The organism is Pseudodesulfovibrio cashew, from assembly GCF_009762795.1.
In the GTDB taxonomy this organism is placed as follows: Bacteria; Desulfobacterota; Desulfovibrionia; order Desulfovibrionales; family Desulfovibrionaceae; genus Pseudodesulfovibrio; species Pseudodesulfovibrio cashew.
Window position 1 is genome coordinate 238763 of the sequence record NZ_CP046400.1, and the last position, 25639, is coordinate 264401.

Genomic DNA, 25639 nt, shown 5'->3' on the forward strand with positions numbered 1-25639 from the left:
GCAACTTTTCCGTCACGCCCCTTGAAGGGACCGCTGTACATGGGAGAAAAATGCCACAGGACACGCCTTGATGGGGAGGACTGGAGTGGGGTAGGATGGATAATCGAAAAGCTCCAGCCAGAGGAACCGCATGCAAGCCGCAACCCGAATCGACTTTCCCGCCCTGACCGAAAACCTGGCCTCGGCCCACCGTGAGGGCCGGAACTTTCTCTATGAATATGAAGTATACGACTTCCTGGCCAACCTCGGCTCGGAGACTCCACCCCGCTGCCATCTGGTGGAACGCGGCGAACACGTGGCGGACGAGAAGATCCTTTCCCTGCCCGGTGACAAGGCGGTACTCAAGATCGTTTCTCCCGCCCTGCCGCACAAGACCGAGGTAGGCGGCGTGCGCATCGTGGACAAGGAGCCCAACAAGGTCCGCTCCGCCATCAGGCGCATGCTCTACGAGGTGCCGGAGAACGCGGCCATGTGGATCGAGCGGAACAAGGACGTGGCCCACGAAGCCTATCTCGGGCTCTCGGGGGACGAACTGGTGCAGGCCATCGCCGATGACATCCGGGGCGTGCTTCAGGTCCAGTTCATGCCGCCCGACTCAGAGGCCTTCGGCAACGAGCTGATCGTGGGCCTGCGCAACACCCGCGAGTTCGGCACGATTATCAGCGCCGGGCTCGGCGGCACCGACACCGAGCTGTACGCCAGGCGATTCCGCAAGGGACAGGCCATCGTGGCCGCCTCGGTGGAGATGATCGACGGCGGCGGATTCTTCGAGCTGTTCAAGCGGACCATCTCCTACCGCAAGCTGGCGGGACTGACGCGCGGCCAGCGGCGCATCGTCACGGACGAACAGATCGTGGAGTGTTTCAGCGCCTTCATCGAGGTGGGACGACATTTTTCGTCCGGCAACCCCGACGCGCCCTTTGTCATTGAAGAGTTGGAAATCAACCCGTTTGCCTTCACCGACTACCTGATGATCCCCCTGGATGGGCTCTGCCGCTTCTCCCTGCCCGGCGATGCCCCGTCATCCAGGCCTGTACACAAGATACGTTCCATCGTCGCGCCGGAGACCATCGGCGTGGTTGGCGTGTCATCCAGCCGGATGAACTTTGGGCGGCTCATCCTCAAGAACGTCCTCGACGCGGGTTTTGCGCGGGAAAAAGTGTTCGTGATCAAGCCGGACGCGGACGAGGTGGACGGCGTGCGCTGTGTACCGGACCTGCACTCCCTGCCGGAACCGCTGGACCTGTTCGTGGTGGCAGTGCCAGCGCCTCACGTCCCGGCCATCGTGGACGAGGTGCTGGATACGGGCCGGGCCGAGGCCGTGCTCCTCATTCCGGGCGGCATGGGCGAGACCGAGGAAAGCCGCGAGCGGGCCGCCGAGTTAACCGAGCGGATGCGCAAGGCGCATGAAACCGGCGGCGGACCAGTCTTCCTGGGCGGCAACAGCATGGGCGTAGTCTCGCATCCTGGCCGGTACGACACCTGGTTCATCCCCGAGAACAAGTTTCCCAAATCCCACGGCAAGCCCTACAAACGGGCCGCGCTCATCTCCCAGTCTGGGGCGTTCATGCTCACCAGACTGGCCCAGTGCCCGGAGATCGAGCCCGCCTACATGCTCTCCATGGGCAACCAGAACGATCTGACCCTGGGCGACATGGCCCGCTACTTCAAGGACGCGGACGACGTGGACGTCATCGCTGTCTATGCCGAAGGATTCAAGGACCTGGACGGGCTGGCTTTCTGCCGGGCGGTGCGCGAAGCCGTGCTGGCAGGCAAGGACGTAATCTTCTACAAAGCGGGCCGGACCCCGGAGGGCAAAGTTGCCACGGCCGGGCATACGGCCTCCCTGGCCGGGGATTACATGGTCTGTGAGTCCTGCGTGCGCGAAGCCGGGGCCATCGTGGCCCGGAGCTTTACTGAATTTCAAAACCTGGTCCTGCTGGCCCAGCGGCTGCATGGCAAGACAATCGCAGGCAACCGGCTGGCGGCTCTTTCGGCCGCAGGCTTCGAGGCCGTAGGCATGGCCGACTCCATCGAATCGGACGATTTCGCCATGCGCCTGGCCCCGTTGCGGCGCGAGACCCGCGACCGCCTGGCCGCGCTGTTCGAGCGAAAACGCCTGTCAGGACTGGTCACCCCCCGCAACCCCCTGGACGTCACCCCGGCGGCGGACGACGAGACTCACGCCGAAGCGGCCCGGGCCCTTTGCCAGGACCCCGGCGTGGACGCGGTTGTGCTGGGGCTGGTACCCATGTCCCCCTCCCTGGACGCGGTGGCGGATACCTGCGGTGCCTCGGAGCGGGTCGAGACCATCGTCCCCCTGCTCGCGGCCCTGGCGGCAGAAAGCGACACGCCGCTGGTCTGCGTGGTGGACGCCGGCAGGCTCTACGAGGGGCTGATCCGGCGGCTCATGGAGGCGGACATTCCGGTCTTCCGCTCGTCCGACCGGGGCGTGGCAGCCCTGAGCCAGTACATCGAGGGCAGGCTCCATGCCGCCCGACTGCGTGATGAGAGCTAACCGGAGGCCATAAAAATCGCCCGTCCCCGAAGACCGGAGACGGGCGCATACTTTAGCACTTCCGACCGCTAGCGCCGAGCCTCAACCGTCATGCCGGGCTTGAGGTTGTACTTCTTGCCGAATATCTCCACGGGCACGAGCTTGTCGCCCTTGTGGTAGGCGGTCATGTTCACGCGGTCCTGATCAATGACCAGATCGAACCAGATTTTCTTCCAGGAGAAATTGAGGTGCATCTCGCCCCAGTGGGCGGGCAGATCGGGGTCCACCTTCATGGGGGTGGAGGAAAGGTTCAGCCCGGCGAAATCCTGCTTGAGCACTTCCAGGGTTCCGGCCATGACGCCGGTATGGACGCCCTCGATGGTCGTGCCGCCCTGGGTATCGTAGATATCGCTCCGCATTGCCTCCATGAACCAATCCCACGATATTTCACTAGGATATATGTACTTCGAAATAACCGCGTGAACGACCTTGGAAAGGGTTGAACCATGGCTCGTCCGCTGTTCGTAGAAGTCGTAGTTGGCCTTGAGGAGCTTGAGTGGATCGTCCACCTTGTGGCCAAGTTGGGTCAGGATGCGGGCCACCTCCTCGGGTTCAAGCACGTACCAGGTCATCAGGGTGTCTGCCTGCTTGGCCACCTTGTAGTTGTCCGGGTTGTCGCCTTCGGCCTTGAGGATGCGGTCCATGCGGTGGATGGAATAGAACCGCTTGCGGTAGCTCTCCCAGTCCAGCTCCTTGAGGTCCATGTAGCCTTCGAACTGGGGAATGATGCCCTCTTCGGTCAACGCCACGTTGAGCTTGGTAGTCATCTCCCGCCACTTGCCGATCTCCTCGTCCGTGAGGCCTATGGTCTTGCGAATCTTGGCCAGAGGCTTGGCAGGTATCTCCTCCAGTATCTCAAGCGACCTTTCCAGGAGCCAGACCACCATGATGTTGGTGTAGGCATTGTCGGTGAGGCCGTGCACGCCGCTGCCCGGCAGGGCCTCATGGAACTCGTCGGGGCCCATGACCCCGCTGATGTGATACTTGTCCGTGTCCTCGTCGCGAGTGGCGATGCTGCTCCAGAACCGTGCGATGTCGAGCATCATCTCAGCCCCGTACTCGCGGAGAAACGTTTTGTCACCGGTCCAGGAAACGTAGCGCCAGGCATTGACGAAGACCGCGATGGACACATGCCGCTGGTTGCGGGAGAGGTCCGGCCCCCAGTCCTTGGCCTCCGGGTTGTAGTGGACCTCCTGGGTCTCCTCGGTGCCGTCATCCGCAGTCTGCCACGGGAACATGGCCCCGGAGTAGCCGTTCTCCCTGGCGTATTCCCTGGCGGCATCCAGCCGGTTGTAGCGGTACAAGAGCAGTGACCGGGATATCTCCGGAAAGTTGGAATCGAAGAACGGGAGGATGTAGAGCTCGTCCCAGAAGATGTGCCCCCGGTAGGCTTCGCCGTGCAGGCCGCGCGCGGGCATGCCCGCGTCCAGGTCCACGTTGTGCGGCGAGGCCGTAACCAGAAGATGGTAGACATGCAGCCTGAGCACCCGCTGGACGAGGCGATCGCCCGTGACCCGGATGTCCGCCTTCTGCCAGAGCGACTTCCAGCTCTTGGCACTGGGGCCGTATACCCCCTGGTAAGTGCGGACCTTGGCCAGCGTGTCCAGGCACATATCCTTCAGGTTGCCCGGAGTGCGGTCCAGAGAGGTCCGCACACACACAAATTTCTCCAGCGCGTAGCGGGTGTTCTCCTGAGCGTGAATCTGCACCTCCTCGGACACCCGGCTGCGGTTCTGGGTCACGGTCTTGATCGGAGTCAGGGGCTTGCCATCCTCCATTATCACGGTCTTGGAGGCCATGACGATCTGGTAGCGGGAATGCGTGGTCTCCATGTGCAGGTAGATGCCGTCGCCCGCCTTGCCCGCCGAGACTCGGCAGAGATGATGCATGTTGAGGGAGGAGTAGCGGGCCACTCCGCCATTTTCCACGTTGCCGTCCAGGGAGGAGCGGAAGGTCAGCTTGCCCGAATAGTTGAGCGGCGTAATGCCGAAATTGAGGGCGCACAAGTGCGGGTCCGCCATGGAGGCCACCCGGCGGGAGGCAATGCGCGTGATCCGCCCCACCTGGTCCTTGACGACCATGAACCGTTCCATGACTCCTTCCCGCATATTCAGTTGATGGCAATAGCTGAGGATTTCCATGTCGAACGGACTGGCGAACTCGCCGTTGCCTATCTTGAACTCCACGGGCAACCAGTTCGGACAATTGACGAGATCATTGTTCCATATCTCACGGCCCTGAACCTTGCTCGGAGTCTTGTTGAAGATGCCCGCTATGTATGTTCCGGGATAGAAATTGAAGCCCGCGCAGGCGCACTCGGAAGCACCGCGCGTGCCAAGGTAGCCGTTGCCCACGGTGGTCAAGGTCTCGCGAAGTTTTTCGTCACCAGGATCAAAGCCGGAGTAGGTCAGGAACCAGTCGTCAGTGGCCATGCCGGTCTCGAACCACTCCTCGAAGTCCTGGACCGTGATCTCGCCCAGATCGGAGACGACCATGTCCGCGCCGAAGCGCAACAGCATCTCGCCCTGAACGTTTCGGGCGACGCCGAGGGTCAGGCCGAAGTTGCCCGCGCGTCCGGCCTGGACTCCTGAAATGGCGTCCTCAACCACCACGCACTCGCCAGGATTGAGCCCAAGATTCCTGGCAGCTTCAACAAAGATATCCGGGTCCGGCTTTCCCTTGAGCTTGTGCTCGGCCGAATACACGCCGTCCACCTGGGCCTGGAACACATCCTCGAGCCCGGCCAGTTGGAGGACCAACTGGCAGTTGCGGCTGGAGGTGGCCACCGCCACTTTGATGCCGTATCCCTTGAGTTCCTCGATCAACGCCACCGAGGTCTGGAACACCTCCGGCCCCTCGGTGCGCAGGATGTCCTGAAAGAGTTCATTCTTGCGGTTGCCGATGCCGCAGATGGAATCCAGGCTCGGCGGGTCCTCGGGATCGCCCGGGGGCAGTTGCACGTTGCGCGACTTCAGGAAACTCAAAACGCCCTCGAAGCGGGGCTTGCCGTCCACGTAGTTCTGGTAGTCGTTGGTCCGGTCAAAGGGTTCGAAGCGCAGGTTCTTCTCCTCCGCGCGCTTCTTGAGAAATTCGTTGAACGCGGTCTCCCACGCCTGGGCATGCACCTTGGCCGTACGGGTGATGACACCATCCAGATCGAAAATCACGCCTTTGAGGGTAATTGCAGACACGGTCACTCCTTCACGCTTGATTGACGTCGATCATTCCGGGCTAGAGCGTGCCCAGAATGGTCACCAACATATCCGGCTGCGGCACGATGAGCGCGTTGCGGCTCAGGCCGGTCACCCGTTTCGCCAGTTCCTCGTTTTCCGTTACATAGATGGCCCTTGCCTCCGGGGTAAGCTCCAGGGCCGCTTCCAGCATGGGCACGTCGCTGCCGGTGTCGCCGCAGATGAGATGGGGCCCCCGGAACATGTCCAGGCCCAACTCGCTGTTCAGGAAGCCGACACCATCTCCCTTGTCGAAATCCTTGAGTCCGTCCCCGCCCGTTTCAATGGTCAGGATGATCTCCACGTCCAGCCCGGTGTCCTCAATGCGGAAGTTCAATCCATCGGGGTCCAGTTCGGCGACCAACGACTCCAAAGTCCGAAGAAACGCCTCGGACTCGGCGGGATCGATGGACTTCCCGATGTCCTGGCGGGCCACGGTGGACTGGCCGAACTTGAATTGCAGCCCCGAGCCGATGAGCGAAAACTTTTCGTAGGAGGGTTCCCGGAGCAACGCATCAAGACGGACGTTGAGCACATCAATGGCATCCTGCTTGTCACGAGAAATGGGCAGACGGCGGACCCGCCCCTCCCTGTCCAGGCACTCCCGCCCCTTGGATGCGGCGTAATAGAACTGCCCCTCCGGGTTGACCGAGATGTGGATCAGGCCGTCCAGGGGGGCCGAGGTCAGGATAATCGGCTGCTGCACCCTTTCCCGTGCGAAGCGAGAGAGGAAAACCGCGTTGTACACGGACTGGATGGAGGTGAGATACCGGGCGCAGTAGTTGTTGATGGTCCCGTCGCGGTCGGAGACAAGGCAGTTGAGCTCCAGGCCGCGCAACAACTCATGACCTGCGGCCACCCGCTCGTCGAAACCGGGATGCAGGTCCGCAAGCAGGTCCAGAAAGGTCTCCTCGCCCTCCTCCAAATAAAAGACATCCTTGCGCAACTCATTGATTTCGTAATCCATGTCCAGGGAAACACTGCGCTCTCCATCCAGGGAGAGGGTCTTTCTGCCGTCCTGCTCAGGGATGTCCTCCAGAGTGGACAGCGCATTGGACAGGGCTGTCACCGCCTCCTCGTCCACACGCCTGTCGGCCAGGATGTTGCCCACCGCCCGGTAGCGCACCTCGCGGGTGACGTCCATGAGCGCGTAGAAATCCCTGAGGGTTTGCAATTCCGTCTGTTCGATCTCCGCCATGATTCCCTTCCTAGTAATTCACCTGCACGGTGTAGTTGACTGTCATCGGCTTCCCATCGGGTGTCGGCGGGACCTCCAGCGCAAACTGGAGAGTGGCTCCATCGCGCCGGGTGTGCTCCCGATCGGCGGTCAGCACCTTCCACTGGCCCGGATAGACGTCGCGCAGAAGCAGGGCCTGCTTCTCCTTGCTGCCGTTGCGGACCTCGATCCGCCATGACATCTGATAGCTCTGCTTGCCGAGCTTCTGAAACTCGGCCTGGGTGCGCGTGACGCTCAGGTCGAAGGCGCGACCCAGAGGAAGCCGGACTTCGCCCCCTACAGGGGAGTGCCCCACACGGGTCTCTCCGGCCAGAAGCAGTGCCCCGTCACCGGCGGGCTTGAAGACCCGTACCAAACCGGCGGGCATGGGCTGGCCGAGCCCTCCCGCCTCAGTGTTTTCAAGAAGATAGGCGAACTCCACGTTCTGCCGGACCTCGTCCCGCAACTGGCTCCCTGCCCTGTAGGTGGAAACCAGTTCCCGACGGGCCTTCACCGAAGGCGCGGAAAACAGGGCTATCTGCCGCATGCCCGATTCGGTCAGGGAAACCGGCTCCGGGATGGTGTAGACGTGATACTGCGTAAACTCTTCGCGCACCGGGGCTGATTCCATGGAGTCCGCCTCGGCGCTCTTCATCATGACCGCGCGGGCCATGGCAGGACGGGGAGCCGCGTTCTCACGACGGACCTCACCGGCCACCAGCTTCAGCCTCGCTCCGGAAAAAGCCCGTCCCGAGGAATTGGATACCGTGGCCCAGGCGCTCAGCGAGGCCGACTGCCCGGCGCCATCCAGGACCAGGGTATAATCAGCGCGCCAGTTCAGGCCGGACATGAGATAGCTGAGCTCCACGTCGCGTTTGCCCGCCGAGCCGCTCTCCGCAGTCAGGGCCAGGGACGGCTCCTTTTGCAGATCCTTGGGCAGTTCAGGGAAAAGCAGCGCGTCGTACTTGCCCACGTAGACCTCGTTGCCCACGAGAAAAACCGGCCCCTCCGCCATGGAGGCCAGGGTCGCCTTGCGCAGGATGCGCGCATCGGCCCCGGAGGGATCGGGCATGACCACGGTCAGCTCCTTGCCCAGGTAGCGCTTGAGCAGATTGTGTTCGGTGATGGGAACAAAGCTGTACTGAAGCTCGCGCACGGTCATACCCTCGGCTGCGGCATGTACCGATGTGGGGTCGAGGGTTCCGGGCACATCCTTGAAGATGATGGAGGCCAGCCCTGCCGGCAGGTTCACCGACCTCGTCTCCTTCACCAGCGCCTGTCCCGAGTTGTAGACTGCCAGGTCGGCCCCCTTGATGTCGGCGGCCAGGGAGGCGGAAGTCATTGCCGAAAGCAACAGAAGCGGCAAGGCCAAGACACTGAGAACACAACAATATTTACGTCCGATCATTTTTCCTCCAAGAACGGGAGCTAGGCTCCCGGTGATTGTCATAGCATTGAAACTGTAGCCCATGTTACATTGGCCCGGACGGTTTTGCAAAATATTAACCCAAGTTATCTTTTCCCTTCATCAGCCAGGAGGAGCCGGTTCCGTTACGATTTGCTCGGGAAGGCTCTGCAGAGGCATTCTCCGCTCGCCATCTGTATGGATGTTTGATATGAGAAAACTGTCATGAAGATTCTCATCGTCGATGATTGCCGAACCACGGCACTGCATCTGGCGGGACTCCTCAAACAGGCGGGATATGAGGACTCCGTCATCGTTCCCGGCTATGAACAGGCCATCCTGACACTGACGGCCTGCAATGAGACGTCGGCTCAAGTAGACCTCATCCTCATGGACGTCTCCATGCCCGGCACCGACGGGATCGCCGCCACCCTGACCATCAAATCCCAATACGACTTCGAGGATATTCCGATCATCATGGTCACCAGCCATGGCGAGGATGAAATCCTGGATCGCTCTTTTGCCGCTGGAGCATGCGACTTCATCGTCAAGCCCGTGGGCAGGGTTGAACTCAGGGCCAGAATCCGCTCGGCATTGCAACTGCGCAAGGAAATGCTCAGGCGGCATCGCCGGGAACGGGAGCTGGAACGGCTGGCAAGGGAGCTTGAAAAGATGTCCAACCTGGACGGGCTCACCGGGATCGCCAACCGGCGCTGCTTCGACGACACGCTGATCCAGGAGTGGGTGCGCACCGGACGGCTTGACGCCCCGCTTGGCCTGCTGATGATCGACATCGACCACTTCAAGCCCTACAACGACTCACTCGGCCATGTGGTAGGCGACGGCTGCCTCTGCGCGGTGGCCAAGGTCATCCAGTCCGCCGTGCATCGGCCCGGCGACCTAGTGGCACGCTACGGCGGCGAGGAGTTCGCGGTAATCCTCCCGCATACGGACTACATGGGTGCCTGCGCCGTAGCCGAAAACATCCACGCCAACCTGGCTGAGCAGTGCATCCACCACCCCAGCTCACCGGTTGAGGACTGCGTGACGGTCTCCATCGGCGTGGCCTCGGGCGTTCCCACCTGCGAGACAACCCCCGAGCATCTCCTCAACGCTGCGGACACGGCCCTGTACCAGGCCAAGCAAGCCGGACGGAACAGAACCGAATCAATGAATCTGGCCTGCAGAGACGACATTCGGCAATAACCCACTCTTCACACCGGAAAGGACGGCGCCAGCGACAGCAGACGCCGCATCGGGTTCATCCGCTCCAGACCAAGATAAAACTCAACCGATGGGGAAACAGAAAATCCCAAAAGCGAACGCGGGGCGCCACCGTGCCGTTCGGCGTGCGCCCCGCAGTCGACAGGGAAGGGGGAATGACGGGGTGAGGAACCGCCCGGAGGCGGACCCCGCCATGGGGATGTGCTTATTATCGAAGAAAATGGATGGAGAGGTACGCTCCGCAGTGAGGGCAGACCTTGACCGGGGAAGGCTCGCCGTCATCACGCATGATGATTGCCTCCCAGGGAAGGAAACCGTCGAGGGTGTACTGGACCTTCAGCCTGTGACCACACTTGCAAAACCGTTCCTGCATGACTCTCCTCCTGATGTCGCGCCGTGGCGCGTTTAGTATCGTTCACAATCAACGTGAGTCATTAATAAACAGTTTCGACACACAGTGTCAATTTAAAATTTACATTTTGTCGTCAAAAAATTCACTTCCTTCAAACAAAAAAATAATCTCCAATAAATTCAGCAGACACAGTCAGACAAGATGTAGAAAACACGCACAGGAAGCCTACCTTGACCCTGAGATCACGTCGCTCAAAAGGGAAAAGAACTCCACCCAGATCCTCGCGCAAATGAACTTCCTGCCTGACACCTGCCAACAGAGCAGCTGCTGCCAGAGCCCGTCTTTCCGATCCTGCACCACAAAAAAACGGGCCCGAACGCATCAAGCGTCCGGGCCCGGTCTCGTTTCGGATGCGAGAATACGGACAGATCGGCTAGCGGTACTCCCTGGAGGCCCACAAAACCTTGCCAATGACCCGGACGTTGTCCAGCTCATCGCCGGAGAGATGGATGGGCGAATAGTCCAGGTTGTCACTGCGCAGGACCAGGGTGCCGGGCAGCCGCTCCACGCGCTTTACCATGACCGTGTCCTCCACGCCCACGGCGTAGATGGACCCGGACAGAACCTGGGTGCGCGACTCGTCGATGAGCACCATGTCGCCTTCCTTGATCTCCGGCTCCATGGAGTTGCCGACCACCTCCATCAGGACCATGTTGGTGGGATTGCCCCGCGAGTGGAGCCAGTCAGCCCGAAAGGAATAGTACCCCTCCACCTGGGACTCGGTCTCGAAGGAACCGCCTCCGGCAGAAAGCCGGGCGCGCACCTTGGGCACCTCGAAGTAGGCGGGGTCGTCCTCGCCGGACGCCCCCGCCGCCTCGGGACGAGGTACTCCCCGCCCCTGCTCCAGCCAGAGAGGATTGAGGCCGTAGGCCGCAGACAGGTCCAATATCCATCGGGCCGGAACCGAGTCCTTGCGCTTGGCCAGTGACACGGCGGCCCGGCCCACGCTCAGTTCGCGGGCCAGTTGAGATTGATTGGTAATGTCCGTCTCCGAACACAGTCTGCGGAAAAACGCCTCGAATCCATTGTTCATTGTTGCGCCCTGGTTGGTGTGTTGCTTTTGTTGCCCACTGTTTAACATCGGTATACACATAAAGTCAAGACCATGGTGAAAACTTTGCACACCCATTGACGCCGCAAGGTGATTCGGTGCAAGAATGGCGGGACCATCAACCATGACCAAGGAAGACAATAGTGCTCTCACTCATCGGTAATATCATATGGTTTCTCCTGGGCGGCGTGTTCATGGCCCTGGGCTGGTTCCTGGCGGGCTGCCTCATGGCCATTTCCATCATCGGCCTGCCCTGGGCCCGCGCGGCCTTCGTCATCGCCAAGTTCTGCCTGGTACCCTTCGGGCGGACCCTGGTGCGGCGCGATCTCCTGACCGGCAGACGCGACGTGGGCACCGGCGTGCTCGGCTTTATCGGCAACATCATCTGGTTCGTGTTCGCGGGCTGGTGGCTGGCCATAGGCCACGTCCTCTCGGGCCTTGCCTGCTGCGTGACCATCATAGGCATCCCCTGGGGCTGGCAGCACCTCAAGATCGCGGCCATCACCCTGGCCCCCATCGGCATGGCCGTGGTGCCCATCAACCAGGCAGAGCGAGTGGAACGCTGAGGTAAGGAAATAGGACCACAACGCATGAAGCGGATTGTGCAAAATCCGGTTTCTCTTGCCAGCCGTCGCAATCCTGCTTACTTATGGACAACTACGGGAAACATCCCGGCAATCAAACACAGGAACATCACTTCTTCGGAGGCAAAACAATGAATCAGTATCCCAGCATGCAACGCTCCGCCGCCAAGGCCGAGGTTCTCAACGCCTTCATGCGCGGCGTGTACGGCTGGATGTCCGGAGGCCTGGCCCTGACCGCCGTGGTGGCGTACCTCACGGCCAGCGTCCCGGCTCTTCAGCAGCTCGTCTTCAGCATCGACCCGGCTACCAACACCGTGGTCGGCATCTCCAGCCTGGTCTGGATTCTCATGTTCGCCGAGATCGGCATCGTTTTCTACCTGGGCGCGCGCATCAGCTCCATGGCCGCATCCACGGCGACGGGTCTGTTCCTGCTCTATTCCGGGCTCAACGGCCTGACCCTGACGCCCATCCTGCTCATGTATACCTTCGAGTCCGTGGCCTCGACCTTCCTCATCACGGCCGCCATGTTCGGCACCATGTCCATCTACGGCATGATCACCAAAAAGGACCTCACAAGCTGGGGCTCCCTGCTGTTCATGGGGCTGATCGGCCTGCTCATCGCCATGGTGGTCAACATGTTCATGCAGTCCTCGGCCATGGCCTTCGCCATCTCGGTCATTGGTGTGATCATCTTCCTGGGCCTGACCGCCTACGACACCCAGAAGCTGAAGACCATGGGTGAAATGGTCCCCGAGGGCGACTCCGCAGCCATCCGGCGCGGCACCATCATGGGCGCGCTGACCCTGTACCTCGACTTCATCAACCTCTTCCTCATGCTGCTCAGACTCATGGGCGACCGCAGATAAGCATTCCGGGGGAGGCCGCACGGCCTCCCCTTTCTCCCCATGACAAGCACCGTCACCTCGCTACAGCATGCCTTCGGACCAGTGCTCAAACCGGCAGCCTGGGCCAACGGCAAGGTCATGCGCCTGCGCGAGTGGCTCTACAGGCGCGGGCTCAAGCCCTCCTGGCGACCCGCTCCGGTGACGGTCTCGGTCGGCAACATCGGCTGGGGCGGCTCGGGCAAGACCCCCATCGCAGGCTGGCTCCTGGACTGGGCCGAGGCCAACCGCAAGACCGCCCTGCTGCTCACGCGCGGCTACCGCGCCAAGCCCGAACGCTACCCCTATCTCGTCAGACCCGGCGCCCTGGCCGAAGAGGCCGGGGACGAACCGCTCATGCTCGCCTGCGACCATCCCAAGGCGCACGTGGTGGTGGACCCGGTCCGCAAACGCGGCGGCCGCTGGGGCGTCAAACGCTTCAAGCCCGACCTGATAGTGCTTGATGACGGCTTCCAGCACATGGCCGTGAGACGGCACAGCAACCTGGTCCTGCTCAAGCCCGAGGACCTCGGCGAGCAGTGGAACAGGCTCATCCCGGCGGGCTCCTGGCGCGAACCAGCCTCGGCCCTGGCCCGCGCCGACGCCTTTCTCATGAAGGTCGGCCCGAAAAATTTCCATCGCGTCGAGCCTCGCTTCAAGCAATTGCTCGGCCACCTGCGCAAGCCCCTCTTCACCTTCCAGGTGGTGCCCACCGGCATCCGCCAGGTGACGGGCGGCGCGGCCAAACGAGACTTTGACAACGAGAACTACCTGCTGGTCTCGGGCGTGGGCGATCCGGCCCTGGTCGAACGTACGGCCACCAGGCACTTCGGCTACAAGCCGGTCAAACATCTCATCTACCGGGACCACCACGCCTTCACCAAGGCGGACGTCAACGCCATTCTGGCCGCGGCCCAGGGCCACGGCTGCGAGGCGATCCTGTGCACGCCCAAGGACGCGGTCAAGCTCGGCCCCCTGTGCAACAAACAGTTCTGGCAGTTCGACCTGCGCGTGGAGTTCGGCCCTTCGACCATCGGGCCCAAGGCGACCTTCGCCGCATGGTGGCCCCGCCACTTCGAACGGCTCCGGACACTCTCTGCCGTACACGGCCCGCAGTCCCGCCTGAATCACGAAACCGGAGACGACAATGGCTAACCGCAAGCGCAATCAACCCCGCCCCTCCACGCCGCCCCTCTCGCCCACAGCCCTGCTCAAGCTGTTCAAGGAGGTCAAGCGCCCCCTGTCACGGGCCGAGGTAATCCGCCACCTGAAACTCAAGAAGAGGGACAAGAGCGTTGTCAAGGACCTGCTCGGCTCCCTGGTGGAGCAGGGCAAGCTGATCCGCATCCGGCGCGGCTACGGCCTGGCCGAGGCCATGCGCTGCGTCACCGGGCGGCTGGAAATCCAGCGCGGCGGGTTCGGCTTCGTGGTCCCGGAGGACTCCCGGCGCAAGGACATCTTCATCAGCCAGCGGGACATCGGCGAGGCGTGGCACGGCGACAAGGTGGTGGCCGCCATCGTCCGGGAGAACAAAGGGCAGCGCAACAACGAGGGGCGCATCGTGCGCATCCTGGAGCGCGGACGAAAGACGTTGCCGGTCAAAATTTTCAAGCAGATGCGCGACGGGGACTGGCTCTGCCGTCCCACCGATCCCAAACTGGCCTTCGGTATCATCGCCACCCTCGCCGACGAATCCCTGAAGCTCACGCCCGGCGACATCGCCCTGTGCGAGCCCGGCGACAAGATCGATCCCACCATGTGGGAGGGACAGATCACCGGCATCCTCGGCCCGGAAGAGGACATCACGGTGCAGGAGGCCCTGGTCAAGTCCAACCACAACATCCGCACCCGCTTCCCCTCCGGCTCCCTGAGCCAGGCCGAAGCGCTGCCCGAGGAGCCCTCGGAGAAGGACCTCAGGGGTCGCCGCGACCTGACCGCCAAACCTTTCGTGACCATCGACGGGTCAACGGCAAGGGACTTCGACGACGCCATCCTGGTGGAGCAACGCAACAACGGCTACCGCCTCTGGGTGGCCATCGCCGACGTCTCCCACTATGTGCCCGAGGGTTCGCCCCTGGACCGCGAGGCCCTGGAACGCGGCAACTCCTACTATTTCCCCCGGTCCGTGGAGCCCATGTTCCCGGAGCGGCTCTCCAACGGACTCTGCTCCCTCAACCCGGACGTGAACCGGCTGGTCATGGTCGCACGCATGGACACGGGCGAGGACGGCGTGACCCGAAGCGCGGAATTCTTCCCGGCGGTTATCCGCAGCCACGCACGGCTGACCTACGGGCAGGTGAAGAAGGCGATCCTGGACAAGGAGCCGGAAGCCCGCGAAGCCATGGGCGAAGTGCTGCCAATGGTCGAGCTGGCCGAGAAGCTGGCGCGCAAGATCAACCTGCTCCGGCAGCGGCGCGGCTCCCTGGACTTCGACCTCCCCGAGGCCGAGATTCTCTTTGATGACAACTCCGAGGTGGTGGACATCCGCCCCAAGCAACGCCACTTCGGGCACCAGCTCATCGAGGAGTTCATGATCGCGGCCAACGAGGCCGTAGCCCGCTTCCTCACCGAGAGCGGCCTGCCCTGCCTCTTCCGCATCCACCCGCCCGCGGACGAAGAAAAGCTCAAGAACCTGTTCCGGCTCCTGGCCCAGACCGACAAGAGCATCCTCATGCCCAAGGAGATGGAGCCCAAGGTGATCCAGCGGCTCATCGCCTCCCAGGCCGGCACGGACAAGGAATACATCGTCAACCGCATGCTGCTGCGGTCCATGAAGCAGGCCAAGTACTCGCCGATCAACGAGGGGCACTTCGGTCTGGCCTCCGAGGAATACTGCCACTTCACCTCGCCCATCCGGCGCTACGCCGACCTGGTGGTCCACCGACTGCTCAAGGCGGCCCTGGCCATCGGCGACAAGGACGCCCCGCCCCGCCCGGTGCCCGGCCTGAAAAAGTTGACCAACGTGGCCGGCCAGCTCTCGGGAAGGGAGCGCGCCGCCATGGACGCCGAGCGCGAGATCCACAAGCGGGTCATGGTCCTGTTCATGCGCGACAAGGTCGGCGGCACCTTCGGCGGCGTCATCTCGCACATCACGGACTACGGTTTCTACGTGGAGCTGCGCGAGGTCATGGCCGAAGGCATGGTCCGGCTCTCGACCATGGACGACGACTACTACACTTACTGGCCACACCGGGAAATGCTGGTGGGCGAGCGCACCGGGCAGTCCTTCAAACTCGGCCAGGCCGTGGAGGTCGTGCTGGAGGAGGTCAGCCTGGAGCGGCTGGAGCTCAACTTCTCCCTCAAATCCGTGACCGCTGCGGCCATGGACTACAAGGACCTGATCTAGGCTCTGCAGACACTCCGCCAGGGACACGCGCCAAGTTTTGTTTGTGAAAAAACCCGGCGCGTTGTACCCTTTTCGCCATGAGGACAATCAATGACATCTTCGCGGACGGGTCCCTGTCGCTCACGCCCCAGGAGCTGATCGACTTCGAGCATACGATCAAGGATTGCATCGCCGAATTCCTGCCTTTCACCTCCTACAGCCTCTTCTTTCCCAGAGAGACGCCGGGCGACGCCGTGCCCGACCCGGAATACCGGGCGGACGACAAGGAGCTGATCCTCCCGCTGGTCTTCCAGGGCAAGCTGCTCTGCTACTTCATAGCCAAGGGCGTGCGTCTCAAGGCGCCCTCCACCGCGCCCAGATACATCATGGCCCTGGCGAGCAACGTCCTCGAAAAGCTCGCCCTCTACAAGATGGCGGTCACCGACCCGCTCACCGGCCTCTATTCCCGCGACTACTACCTCGACGAACTGGGCAAGGCCATCGACCAGGTCCAGGGATGCATCGAGACCGGCAGTTGCCAGGCCGGGGTGGAGAGCCGCGCCGTGGACATGGCCTTCTCCGGCACCCTGGGCGTGCTTTTCCTCGACCTCGACAATTTCCAGTGGATCAACGAGCACTACGGCTACCTTACGGGTGACGCCATCCTGCACGAGGTGGGGCTGTTGCTCAAAAAGGTCTGCCCCAAATACACCACGGTCTCGCGCTTCTCCAACGACAAGTTCGCGGTGCTGGTGCCCGACGCCAAGCCGCGTGCCTGCTTCCAGCTCTCCGAGGTCATTCGCTCGGACATCGGCAAGCTATCGTTCACTGACGAGATCACCAACGACACCATTTCCATCACCGGCTCGGTCGGATTCGTCAACTATCCTCAAGGATTGGAAGGAGCGCAGTTCAGGCGCACGGTTTCGGAACAAGCGCGTATGCTGGTACGCAAGGCGCGCAAGGGCGTGGCCGTGGCCAAAGACCGTGGCCGCAACCGGGTGTTCGGCTACGCGGACATCCTGTCCAAGGGCGGCCGCGTGCTCGACGTGCTGCCCATGAACCGCATGGTCGTCTCCCTGGGCGAGACCTCCGGGGCCAAGGTGGGCCAGCGCTTCCTGGTCCGTGCGCCCAAGTCCGGCGAGGCCGCCACCGCGCACCTGACCGAGGACGAACGCATCCAGGTGCGCTACCCTGCCATCTACAAGGGCGAAGTGGTCCTGGTGGAAGTTCAGGACGAAATAGCTTTCGCCGAGGTGCTCAGCCTGGGCGACGCAGCCGCCACAGTCACCTCGGGAGACCGCCTCAAGCTGGTGACCGGGGACGATTCGCTTTTCGAGGAAACCATGGAAAAGGACGACACCGTGCGCAAGGACGCCGCCACCCAACTCTTCAGCTACAGCGACTTTGTCGCCAATTTCTCCACCGCCCGCCTTGCCCCCGAGTCCTTCGGCCTCTCCCTCATCCGCATCCTGGATCAGCCCGCCGAGTCCGAGGAGAACTACCAGGAGGCCATGGACCAGATGGTGTCCCATGTGGGCAAGATCGCCCGGGGAGCCTTCTCCGGCGGGACCATGGGCGGAAGGCACGGCCTCAACGGCATGATCTTCTTCCAGGAGGACGTGGACGGCAAGACGCTGCGAGAGCAGACCCTGGAGATCGTACGCCTGGCAGACGAAAACTACGGCATCACCGTTTCCATCGGCTCGGCAGGCTACCCCTTCCTCAACTTCGACCGCTCCGCCATCCTGGAGAACTGCCGCAAGGCCCTGGAGCACGCCCTGCTCCTGCCCGAGCCGCGCGTGGCGGTCTTCGACTCCATTTCCCTCAACCTGTCCGCGGACCGCAGGTTCATGGACGGCGACATCTACGGGGCCATCGAGGAATTCAAGCTGGCCCTGCTCGACGACGAGAACAACCTGCTGGCGCGCAACTCGCTGGGCATCTGCCACGCCCAGCTCGGCCGGTTCGAGGAGGCCCGCAAACAGTTCGAGGAGGTCATCGCCATCGACGGCAACGACATCCTCGCCCTGTACAACCTGGGCTGGGCCAACCACCGCCTGGGCGACCTCAAACGCGCTCGGCAGGCGTACAGGGAGTGCCTGAAAGCCGACCCGGACCACGTGTTCTCGCTCATGCGCCTGGGTACCATCGAGGAAAACGCCGGCGCTCTGGACAAGGCCGCCGGCCTCTACAAGAAGGCGGCGGACCTGCCCGGCGGCGAGCGCATGGTCCTGCGCCCCCTGGCGCGCATCGCCTACAAGCGGGGCGACATCGAGGGGACGCGCGAATATCTCCACCTGGCCCTCAACGCGGACCACAACGACCACCAGGCCATGCACCTGCTGGCACGGCTCTATCTCGACCAGGGAGAGGACCCGCAGATCGCCGAGGTGCTCGCCCGCCAATCCTCGGCCCTGTACCCCGCCAAGGACGCCTACTGGGACGTGCTGGTAGAGGCCCTGGAGGCCCAGGGCAAGTCCGAGGAAGCGGCCAAGGTCGCTGCCCGCGCCGCCGGCTAGGACCGGAAAATCAAATTACGGTTAAAAAAGGCCGCCGGGATTACCCGGCGGCCTTTCACTGTTCCGAGGAAGAGCAGGCTAGCGGTTCCGAGAGGAAGGAAGGGATCGCGGCTGGGATGAGCACTGTCCGGCCTGGCCCATGCCGGGCAGCCGGAAATAGCCGATCACGTCCCGAAGCTGCTGGGACTGGGCCGCCAGTTCCTGGGCGGTGGAGGAAAGTTCTTCGGAGGCTCCGGCGTTCTGCTGGACAACGGCGTCCATCTGGCTCACGGCGCGGGAGACCAATTCGGTGCCCTCACGCTGTTCCTCGCTGGAAGCGGCCACTTCCTGGAGGCGCTCCGCAGTGGACACGATGTCCGGCACCATCTGCTTGAGGATCTCCCCTGCCTTGGCCGCCACGGCCTGGCTGGAGGCGGAGACCTCGCCGATCTCGGCAGCGGCCTCACCCGATTTCTCAGCCAGCTTGCGCACCTCGGCGGCGACCACGGCAAAGCCCTTGCCATGCTCACCGGCTCGCGCGGCCTCGATGGCCGCGTTCAGGGCCAGCAGGTTTGTCTGGCGGGCGATCTCCTCGATGATGGTGATCTCTTCGGCAATGCGATTCATGGCCTCCACGGTCTGCGCCACGGACCTGCCGCCCTCTTCGGCCTCGTTAGCCGCAGAATTGGCCGTGGCCGCCGTGGACTTTGCGGTCTCCGCCGTCCGGGCGATGGTGGACGTCATCTGTTGCATGGAGGCCATGGCTTCCTCGACGCCAGCGGCCTGCTCAGAGGCTCCCTGGCTCATTTCCTGGGAAGAGTTGGAAAGGACCTCGCTGCCTTCGGCCACGCTGCACGCGCTCAATTGAATCTGCCCGACCACCTCGCGCAGCTTGTCGCCCATGGTGTTGAGCACGCTGCCCAACTCCTCGAATTCATCGTTCACGGCGTGTTTGTAAATCTTGCAATCGCGGCAATCCAACCCCTGAATGGCCTTGGGGCAATGCGGGTCGGCGTTGAAAGACCCGGCCTCAACCCAACAATAGGCCTCCTTGCCGTAGGACCGGCACTGAGGCTGCCCGCAGCCGACCTTGTCCCCGCAGTTCACGGCCTTGCCCATGGGGATGTACTCCACGTCGAGGTTGCCGAGATTGAGCTGCTTGAGCACGTCGGCCACCCGCATGACCGCACCGCTGACATACATACCGAGCCCCTGCCCCGCGCCCAATGCGATAAGCAGCGACAGGCCGCCCAGACCCCAGGCCCAAAGCCGGATCGATCCAGCCAGCTCCTGGGCCTGGACCGAATCGCCGCCGGTTTTCCAATAGATGAGACCAATAAAACAGGCGGCCGTGACCACGGCCACGGAACCACTGAGCGTAAGCACCTTGTATCCGACTTTCATAACAGCATTCCCCCAATGCACACAGGGCCGTCCATGTTGCGGCAGTTTCTTAAAACCGCACTCTCTCCCATGGGACAGCCCAATTCAGACCAGACAAGTATGGTAAGACATAGCGCAAATTTCTCATCCTTTGCCATTATAAAAATCCGAAGACGACACCGACGTCAAAGGGGCAAAAGCGCGATGTGTCACTCTTGATTGACCGGGCAGAAATTCCTGCTAAACTAGAATGGAAATCAAAAAGAGGGAGTTATCCGATATCATGAGCCAACCCGCTGAACGTCCCCTGCCGATCCGTTGCCTGCTGCAATCCTTCAACGACTTTTTCAAGATGGAAGCGGCGGGAGGCATCGCCCTGATGGTCTGCACCGTGGCCGCGCTCGTCTGGGCCAACTCGCCCTGGGCGGAGTCCTATCACGCCTTGTGGCAGGCCAAGATCACCGTGGGGGTGGGAGACTGGATGCTCTCCAAGGCGGCCATTCTGTGGATCAACGACGGCCTGATGGCCATCTTCTTTTTCCTGGTGGGCCTGGAGATCAAGCGGGAGCTGATGGTGGGCGGGCTGTCCACGCCGAGCCAGACCGTCATGCCCGTGGCCGCGGCCCTTGGCGGCATGGTCGTACCGGCGCTCCTTTTCTTCTCCCTCAATGCGGGCACCGAATCCATCGGAGGCTGGGGCATCCCCATGGCCACGGACATCGCCTTCGCCCTGGGCATCATGTCGCTGCTCGGCAACCGGGTCCCGGTGGGGCTGAAGATATTCCTGACCGCCGTGGCCATCGTCGACGACATCGGCGCGATCCTGGTCATCGCCCTGTTCTACACCACCTCGCTGGACGTCGCGGCCCTGGGACTGGGCGTGGCCGTGCTCGGGCTCATGGCGGTATTGAACCTGCGCTGGAAGATCCGGCACTCCATCCCCTATCTTGTGCTCGGGGTCATCGTCTGGTTCGCGTTCCTCAAGTCAGGCATCCACGCGACCATCGCAGGCGTGCTGGCGGCAATGACCATCCCTGCGGGCACGCGCATGAACTGTGTCTCCTTCGTGGAAGAACTGCGGGGAGCGGCCGAGACCTTCGAGCTGGCCATCACGCCGGGGAAAACCGTGCTGACCAACAAAGAGCAGCAGGTTGCCCTGCACTCCATCGAGCACGCCTACAACGACGCCACCACGCCGTTGCAAAATATTGAGCATGCCCTGCATCCCTGGGTGGCGTTCTGCATCATGCCTGTCTTCGCCCTGGCCAACGCGGGCGTGGCACTGAAGGCTGACGTCTTCCGGGATCTGCTCACTCCGGTTTCCATGGGCATCTTCGTGGGATTGGTGGTGGGCAAGCAGATCGGCGTCACAGGCGCGTGCTGGATCATCAGCAAGCTGGGCCTGGCGAAGTTCCCGGACCGGACCACCCTGGTTCACCTGTGGGGCGCGAGCTGCCTGGCGGGCGTGGGCTTCACCATGTCCATCTTCATCGCCAACCTCGCCTTTGACGAAGGCTCACGACTGGTGGAGCTTTCCAAGATAGCCATCCTCTTTGCCTCACTGGTTGCGGGCGGACTGGGCTACTTCGTGCTCAAGTACCTCGCTCCGGACGCATCGGAACGGCCCGAACCCGGTTCGAATGAGTGACAAAAGAAGAACGGCAGGGCCGGGAACGGCGGTGACAACCGGGAATGGGAGTCCCTACAGGACTAGAATTCCATGAGCCCGAGGGGGTCCAGCTCGCTGATCTCACGGCGGTGGAAGGTGACGAGGTCGTAGAAGAGCTCCTTGCGAACATCCGTGAGGAGCCACTTGCCCCCGGTGCCGAAGGAATTCCAGAGTTCGGTTTCAATGCCCTGGCGGACCTTGAAGGCCAGCACGTCAACTTCGGGCTCGGAACCTTCGAGGTGAGTCTGGATGAGCGGCACCAGGCCGCAGGTCACATGTTGGACGTCGATGACTTCCGGAGTATCAGTGTGTTCGGTCACGGCTATTTTCCTATGCAGAATCCGTCGAAAATGGTGTTCAGAATCTCGTTTGACGTAATCTCGCCCGTAATGTTCGCCAGACTGTCGCAGGCCGTCTCGAGCCTGACGCTCAGCAGGTCGTAGGGAATGTCCGCCATGGCGTCTTCTTCCAGCAGGAGCAGCTCCTCGCCCGCTTCGGCCAGTACCTTGGCTTGGCGTGCGTTGGGCGCGATTTCGTCTGGGTCCGGCTGCCCTGCCCCGCCCAACACCCGGTCGCGAATACGCTCGCAGAGCCTGTCCACGCCGTTGCCGGTCTTGGCCGAGACCGTCACCGCCTCCATCCCCATGTCGGCCAGGGGAGCCCCGTGCGCCTCGGCAAAACCGGGCAGGTCGGCCTTATTCAGCACGACCAGGGTTCGGGCCGGGTCCAGCCCTGCGGCGGTGGTCAAAACATCTTCGGAGAAGGGCTCGGAGGCGTCGGCCAGGAGCAGCACCAGGTCAGCCCGGTCCATGAGCTCACGCCCCATCTCCAGACCCGCTGCCTCCACTGCGTCCTCGGTCTGACGGATGCCCGCCGTGTCGGCGAGCCGGATGTTCAACCCACCGAGGTTGATAGACTCCTCCAGGTAATCCCGCGTGGTACCGGGCTGATCGGTAACGATGGCCCGGTTGCGTCCGAGCAGGGCGTTCATCAGGCTCGACTTGCCCGCGTTGACCCTGCCCGCCAGTACCACCAGGGCGCCCTCGCGCCACGCCCGGGTCCGGTCCACGGCGGCCAGCAGCCCTTCGATCTCCCCACGCACGGAGGAGCAGACCGCCACCATTTCCTCGGGCGGCAGACACTCGAGCTCGTCCTCCGGGAAATCCACGGCCACCACCAGTTGGGCGCGCAGCCCCTCCAGCCGCTGCCGAAGCCGCTGGATAGTCTCGCCGAGCACGCCGGAAAGCTTGACCTGGGCAAGGTGCATGGCCGCCTTGGTAGGCGCGTGGATCATCTCGGCCACAGCCTCTGCCTGGGAGAGGTCGATGCGCCCGTGCATGAACGCTCGGTAGGTGAACTCGCCGCGCTCGGCTAGCCGCGCACCCCGGTCCAGGATCTCCTCCAGCACGGCGGCGAGCACAGCCCTTCCGCCGTGGCAGTTGATCTCCACCACATCCTCGCCGGTGTAGGAATTGGGGCCGGGCATGAAGGCGGCGAGCACGTCGTCCAACTCCCGCCCCTGCGCGTCGAGCACATGGCCGTAGTGCAGGCGATACGGCTTGAAATCAGCAAACGTCGAAGCGGCTGGCCGGAAGACGGCGGACGCGATGATCCGGCTGTTCGGGCCGCTGATGCGGACGATGCCGACCCCGCCGTCTCCGGGTGGAGTGGCGATGGCCGCAATGGTGTCCTTGGCGAGTTTGGGATCGGGCATGGGTGGGTAATACAGGAAGGCTTTTTGAAAGAAAAGCAGAGAAGGGACGCCTTCGGGACCGACCGTCTACTCCGCGCCCTGTCTCCGCTGGAAAAAGCCCATGTTCCCCTCTGCCCGGAGAACGGCGTCCATCCCGGCCCCGGCGAGAATTGCCAGCACCTCCTCACTTGTCCGGCAGACGACCTCTCCCTTGCGCTCCCACATCCGCAGGTAGCGATCCGACCAACGCCCCGAGAGATGCAGCGTGGTGAAGCCCGCCTGCCCGGAAGGTCCGAGCACCCGCCGGACCTCGGCGAGCATGCCCTCGGGCTCGGGCAGAACGTGAAGCATGTTCATGGACATGACCGTGCCGAAGGCCTCGTCACGGAACGGGAGCGCCATGACGTCCGCCTGAAGCAGGACGATGTTCTCGCCGGTCATCCCCTCCGCCAGCAGCCGCTGACGGGCTTTCCTGAGCAGGGTCAGGGACTGGTCCGCCAACACAACGGGGCGGCTACACCGGGCGTAGGCACCGGCGGTGAAAGCCAGCGAACCGCACCCGGCGTCCAGGAACCATCCCTCGCCCCCGGAGAGAAGGATTTCGCAGAACCGGTCCAGCCCGGCTGTCCGGTATCCCCACATCAGGCGGTTGTATATCGGGTTGCAGGCCACGGCGTCGTAAAAGGCGAGCGCGCCGTGATCATCATAGGAATTGGCAGAGCCCAGGGGCAGCACGGTCAGAATGCCGGGCTCCACCTCTCTGGCGGGAATACTCGGGTGCAGCAGGCCGGTAAAAGATGCGGTCTCCGTCACGGGGTTCCTCCTTGCCGGACAGTGGTGACATCGACCGCATACGACACATGAGGCCCTTTAACAAGAAATCAGCGAACAAAATTTCCCGGTCAATCGCAGGCCTTTTGGGGCGCTCCCACACACTTCCGAAGAACCGGGTCCCACGCCTGGCACTCATGGGGGCACTTTTGCGGCTGCTCCCAGCCCGGACACGAGAACTCCCCCTTGGCCGAGCATCCGGCATCCGGGCAGGCCTTAAGGTTGTCCCGGCACTGCTTGTAGCAGGCTACGGCGCGGGTGCCCTCCTGCCCCTGACAACTGCTAACGCAGGAGCGGTAGGCCGCATAGCAGCTTGCGGGCAGGGTCGCCTGGAAGGCTTCTTCGCAACAGGAGGTGCATTGATTTTCGCCGGGGAGGCAACCCAGCAGGCAATCGGCAAAAGTCCCGGACTCGGCGGACGCCTTGACGGGACCGGCAAGGACAAAGGCCATGACGAGCATGGCGGCCACAGCCATGAATTTCGGCGACGGACGCATGACGAGCACTCCTTTTTTCTTCCCCATAGCACGGCGGCGCAGGAAAGGCATGCGCAAAAGAAGGAATCACGTCCGAAACGATGGGAGCGTCCAATTATCAGTTGGAGGCCAGAGGGCCGTCCGCCGCATGCAGAAGTTTTTCCTCCTGACAGTAGCCGCCCATGAGTTCGAGAAAACGGCTCAAGGCGGGAGAGAGCGGCCCGTCGCGCCAGGCGAGCATGACGATACCTTTTCGCACGGCCCCCTCCCATTCAAAAGGCACAAGGCGGACCTGGGTGGGACAGACCTCGTGCATGCGCTCGGGCACGAACCCGACGCCCATGCCCGCAGCGACCAGGGCGAGCTTGGTGTGGTGGGTCTTGGCCTCCTGCACCACGCACGGCGACACGCCGAACTGCCGGAACCGGTTCATCATCAGGTCATAGCTGGCCGGATAGTGACGACGAGAGAACATGATGAACGGCTCGCCGTCCAGATCCTTCCAGCGTCCGATGCCGCGTGCGGCCACCGGATCGTCCCGGTGCACGGCCAGATAATAGTCGTCGTAATAGAAAAGGCGACTGGCCAGCCAAGGCTCCCGGGCATACCAGTCGTGGCAGATGCCGACGTCCAGCTCGCCCTCGTGGAGCGCCTTGGCCTGGTTGAAGGAATCCATCTCCCGGATGTCGAGAATAATGCCGGGATACTGTTTGCGAAAATCGGTCAGCGCGTCGGGGAAAGGCGTCTGAATGGAGGAATTGAGGAAGCCGATGCGCAACAGGCCTACCTCGCCACGCGAGACCATGCGGGCGTTTTCCACCCCCTGAGTCAAGCCGTCCAGCGCGCTCCGGGCCGTAGCCAGGAAGCTCTCGCCCTCGGCGGTGAGCCGAACCCGCTTGTTGGTGCGATCGAAGAGCCTGATCTCCAGCTCCTCCTCCAGCTTCTTGATCTGCTGGGAGAGAGGCGGCTGGGCGATATGGCACCGCTCGGCCGCGCGAGTGAAATTCAACTCCTCGGCCACGGCGATGAAATACCGAAGCTGTCGCAACTCCATGTCCGCCCTCCATCATACTTAAGAAGTATCGTCAGTGAATTGAATATATATTGTACATATCATCATTCAGACGCATATGTAAGGGTTCATCCACTGAAAAATTCCGGAGGAACAGAAAAGGAGGCCTCATGAACAGGCAATGCGGGC

Annotated in this window: 19 protein-coding genes; 8 read left to right on the forward strand and 11 right to left on the reverse strand. The window is 62.5% G+C overall.

Annotated elements, in window-relative coordinates:
• The first annotated feature begins 130 nt into the window (after positions 1-130).
• Positions 131-2518: an acetate--CoA ligase family protein gene (locus GM415_RS01095; RefSeq protein ID WP_158945929.1), complete on the forward strand. Its 2388-nt coding sequence runs from the start codon at positions 131-133 to the stop codon at positions 2516-2518.
• A 68-nt stretch (positions 2519-2586) separates the two neighbouring features.
• Here the strand turns inward: GM415_RS01095 and GM415_RS01100 are convergent, their stop codons facing one another.
• The 3 genes from GM415_RS01100 to GM415_RS01110 are packed head-to-tail and all read right to left on the reverse strand — an operon-like array spanning position 2587 to position 8411.
• Positions 2587-5748 (reverse strand): beta-phosphoglucomutase family hydrolase, encoded by a 3162-nt coding sequence (locus tag GM415_RS01100; RefSeq protein WP_158945931.1) that lies wholly within the window; start codon positions 5746-5748, stop codon positions 2587-2589.
• Positions 5749-5788: 40 nt separating this feature from the next.
• A complete protein-coding gene (locus GM415_RS01105) occupies positions 5789-6985 on the reverse strand; it encodes a trehalose 6-phosphate synthase (protein ID WP_158945933.1) in 1197 nt (398 codons plus the stop codon).
• A 10-nt stretch (positions 6986-6995) separates the two neighbouring features.
• Entirely contained in the window at positions 6996-8411 is a 1416-nt protein-coding gene (locus GM415_RS01110; RefSeq protein WP_158945935.1) for a DUF4139 domain-containing protein, read from the reverse strand.
• Between the two features lie 222 nt (positions 8412-8633).
• On the opposite strand from GM415_RS01110, the gene GM415_RS01115 reads away from it, so the two are divergent.
• Complete coding sequence (locus GM415_RS01115) at positions 8634-9614, forward strand: diguanylate cyclase domain-containing protein (RefSeq protein ID WP_158945937.1); 981 nt, start codon at positions 8634-8636, stop codon at positions 9612-9614.
• A 226-nt stretch (positions 9615-9840) separates the two neighbouring features.
• Here GM415_RS01115 and GM415_RS17940 read toward each other — a convergent pair whose 3' ends face one another.
• A complete protein-coding gene (locus GM415_RS17940) occupies positions 9841-10005 on the reverse strand; it encodes a hypothetical protein (RefSeq protein WP_199244319.1) in 165 nt (54 codons plus the stop codon).
• A 412-nt stretch (positions 10006-10417) separates the two neighbouring features.
• Entirely contained in the window at positions 10418-11077 is a 660-nt protein-coding gene (locus GM415_RS01120) for a LexA family transcriptional regulator (RefSeq protein WP_158945939.1), read from the reverse strand.
• A gap of 161 nt (positions 11078-11238) precedes the next feature.
• Here GM415_RS01120 and GM415_RS01125 point away from each other — a divergent pair, with 161 nt between their 5' ends.
• The 5 genes from GM415_RS01125 to GM415_RS01145 all read left to right on the forward strand — a co-directional run bounded on the left by GM415_RS01125 (position 11239) and on the right by GM415_RS01145 (position 18407).
• Positions 11239-11661, forward strand: coding sequence for a YccF domain-containing protein (locus GM415_RS01125; RefSeq protein ID WP_158945941.1), 423 nt, complete (start codon positions 11239-11241; stop codon positions 11659-11661).
• Positions 11662-11810: 149 nt separating this feature from the next.
• Positions 11811-12545 carry a Bax inhibitor-1/YccA family protein gene (locus GM415_RS01130; protein WP_158945943.1) on the forward strand — a complete coding sequence of 245 codons (735 nt, stop codon included), beginning with the start codon at positions 11811-11813 and terminating at the stop codon, positions 12543-12545.
• Between the two features lie 39 nt (positions 12546-12584).
• Positions 12585-13715 (forward strand): tetraacyldisaccharide 4'-kinase, encoded by a 1131-nt coding sequence (gene lpxK, locus GM415_RS01135; RefSeq protein ID WP_158945945.1) that lies wholly within the window; start codon positions 12585-12587, stop codon positions 13713-13715.
• Positions 13708-15906 carry a ribonuclease R gene (gene rnr / locus GM415_RS01140; RefSeq protein ID WP_158945947.1) on the forward strand — a complete coding sequence of 733 codons (2199 nt, stop codon included), beginning with the start codon at positions 13708-13710 and terminating at the stop codon, positions 15904-15906. Before lpxK ends, rnr begins: the two co-directional genes overlap by 8 nt.
• Positions 15907-15983: 77 nt before the next feature.
• Complete coding sequence (locus tag GM415_RS01145; RefSeq protein WP_158945949.1) at positions 15984-18407, forward strand: tetratricopeptide repeat-containing diguanylate cyclase; 2424 nt, start codon at positions 15984-15986, stop codon at positions 18405-18407.
• Positions 18408-18485: 78 nt separating this feature from the next.
• On the opposite strand, the gene GM415_RS01150 is transcribed toward GM415_RS01145, so the two are convergent.
• Positions 18486-19790, reverse strand: coding sequence for a methyl-accepting chemotaxis protein (locus tag GM415_RS01150; RefSeq protein ID WP_158945951.1), 1305 nt, complete (start codon positions 19788-19790; stop codon positions 18486-18488).
• A gap of 262 nt (positions 19791-20052) precedes the next feature.
• On the opposite strand from GM415_RS01150, the gene nhaA reads away from it, so the two are divergent.
• Positions 20053-21417, forward strand: coding sequence for a Na+/H+ antiporter NhaA (nhaA, locus tag GM415_RS01155; RefSeq protein ID WP_158945953.1), 1365 nt, complete (start codon positions 20053-20055; stop codon positions 21415-21417).
• A gap of 62 nt (positions 21418-21479) precedes the next feature.
• On the opposite strand, the gene GM415_RS01160 is transcribed toward nhaA, so the two are convergent.
• The 5 genes from GM415_RS01160 to GM415_RS01180 form a co-directional block, all read right to left on the reverse strand.
• The gene (locus GM415_RS01160) at positions 21480-21758 is read right to left on the reverse strand and encodes a hypothetical protein (RefSeq protein ID WP_158945955.1); all 279 of its coding nucleotides are present in this window, start codon (positions 21756-21758) and stop codon (positions 21480-21482) included.
• Between the two features lie 2 nt (positions 21759-21760).
• Positions 21761-23152 carry a tRNA uridine-5-carboxymethylaminomethyl(34) synthesis GTPase MnmE gene (mnmE, locus tag GM415_RS01165; RefSeq protein ID WP_158945957.1) on the reverse strand — a complete coding sequence of 464 codons (1392 nt, stop codon included), beginning with the start codon at positions 23150-23152 and terminating at the stop codon, positions 21761-21763.
• A gap of 66 nt (positions 23153-23218) precedes the next feature.
• The gene (locus GM415_RS01170) at positions 23219-23944 is read right to left on the reverse strand and encodes a class I SAM-dependent methyltransferase (protein WP_158945959.1); all 726 of its coding nucleotides are present in this window, start codon (positions 23942-23944) and stop codon (positions 23219-23221) included.
• An 89-nt stretch (positions 23945-24033) separates the two neighbouring features.
• The gene (locus tag GM415_RS01175; protein WP_158945961.1) at positions 24034-24459 is read right to left on the reverse strand and encodes a hypothetical protein; all 426 of its coding nucleotides are present in this window, start codon (positions 24457-24459) and stop codon (positions 24034-24036) included.
• Between the two features lie 97 nt (positions 24460-24556).
• Positions 24557-25492: a LysR family transcriptional regulator gene (locus GM415_RS01180; protein ID WP_158945963.1), complete on the reverse strand. Its 936-nt coding sequence runs from the start codon at positions 25490-25492 to the stop codon at positions 24557-24559.
• Positions 25493-25639 lie beyond the last annotated feature (147 nt).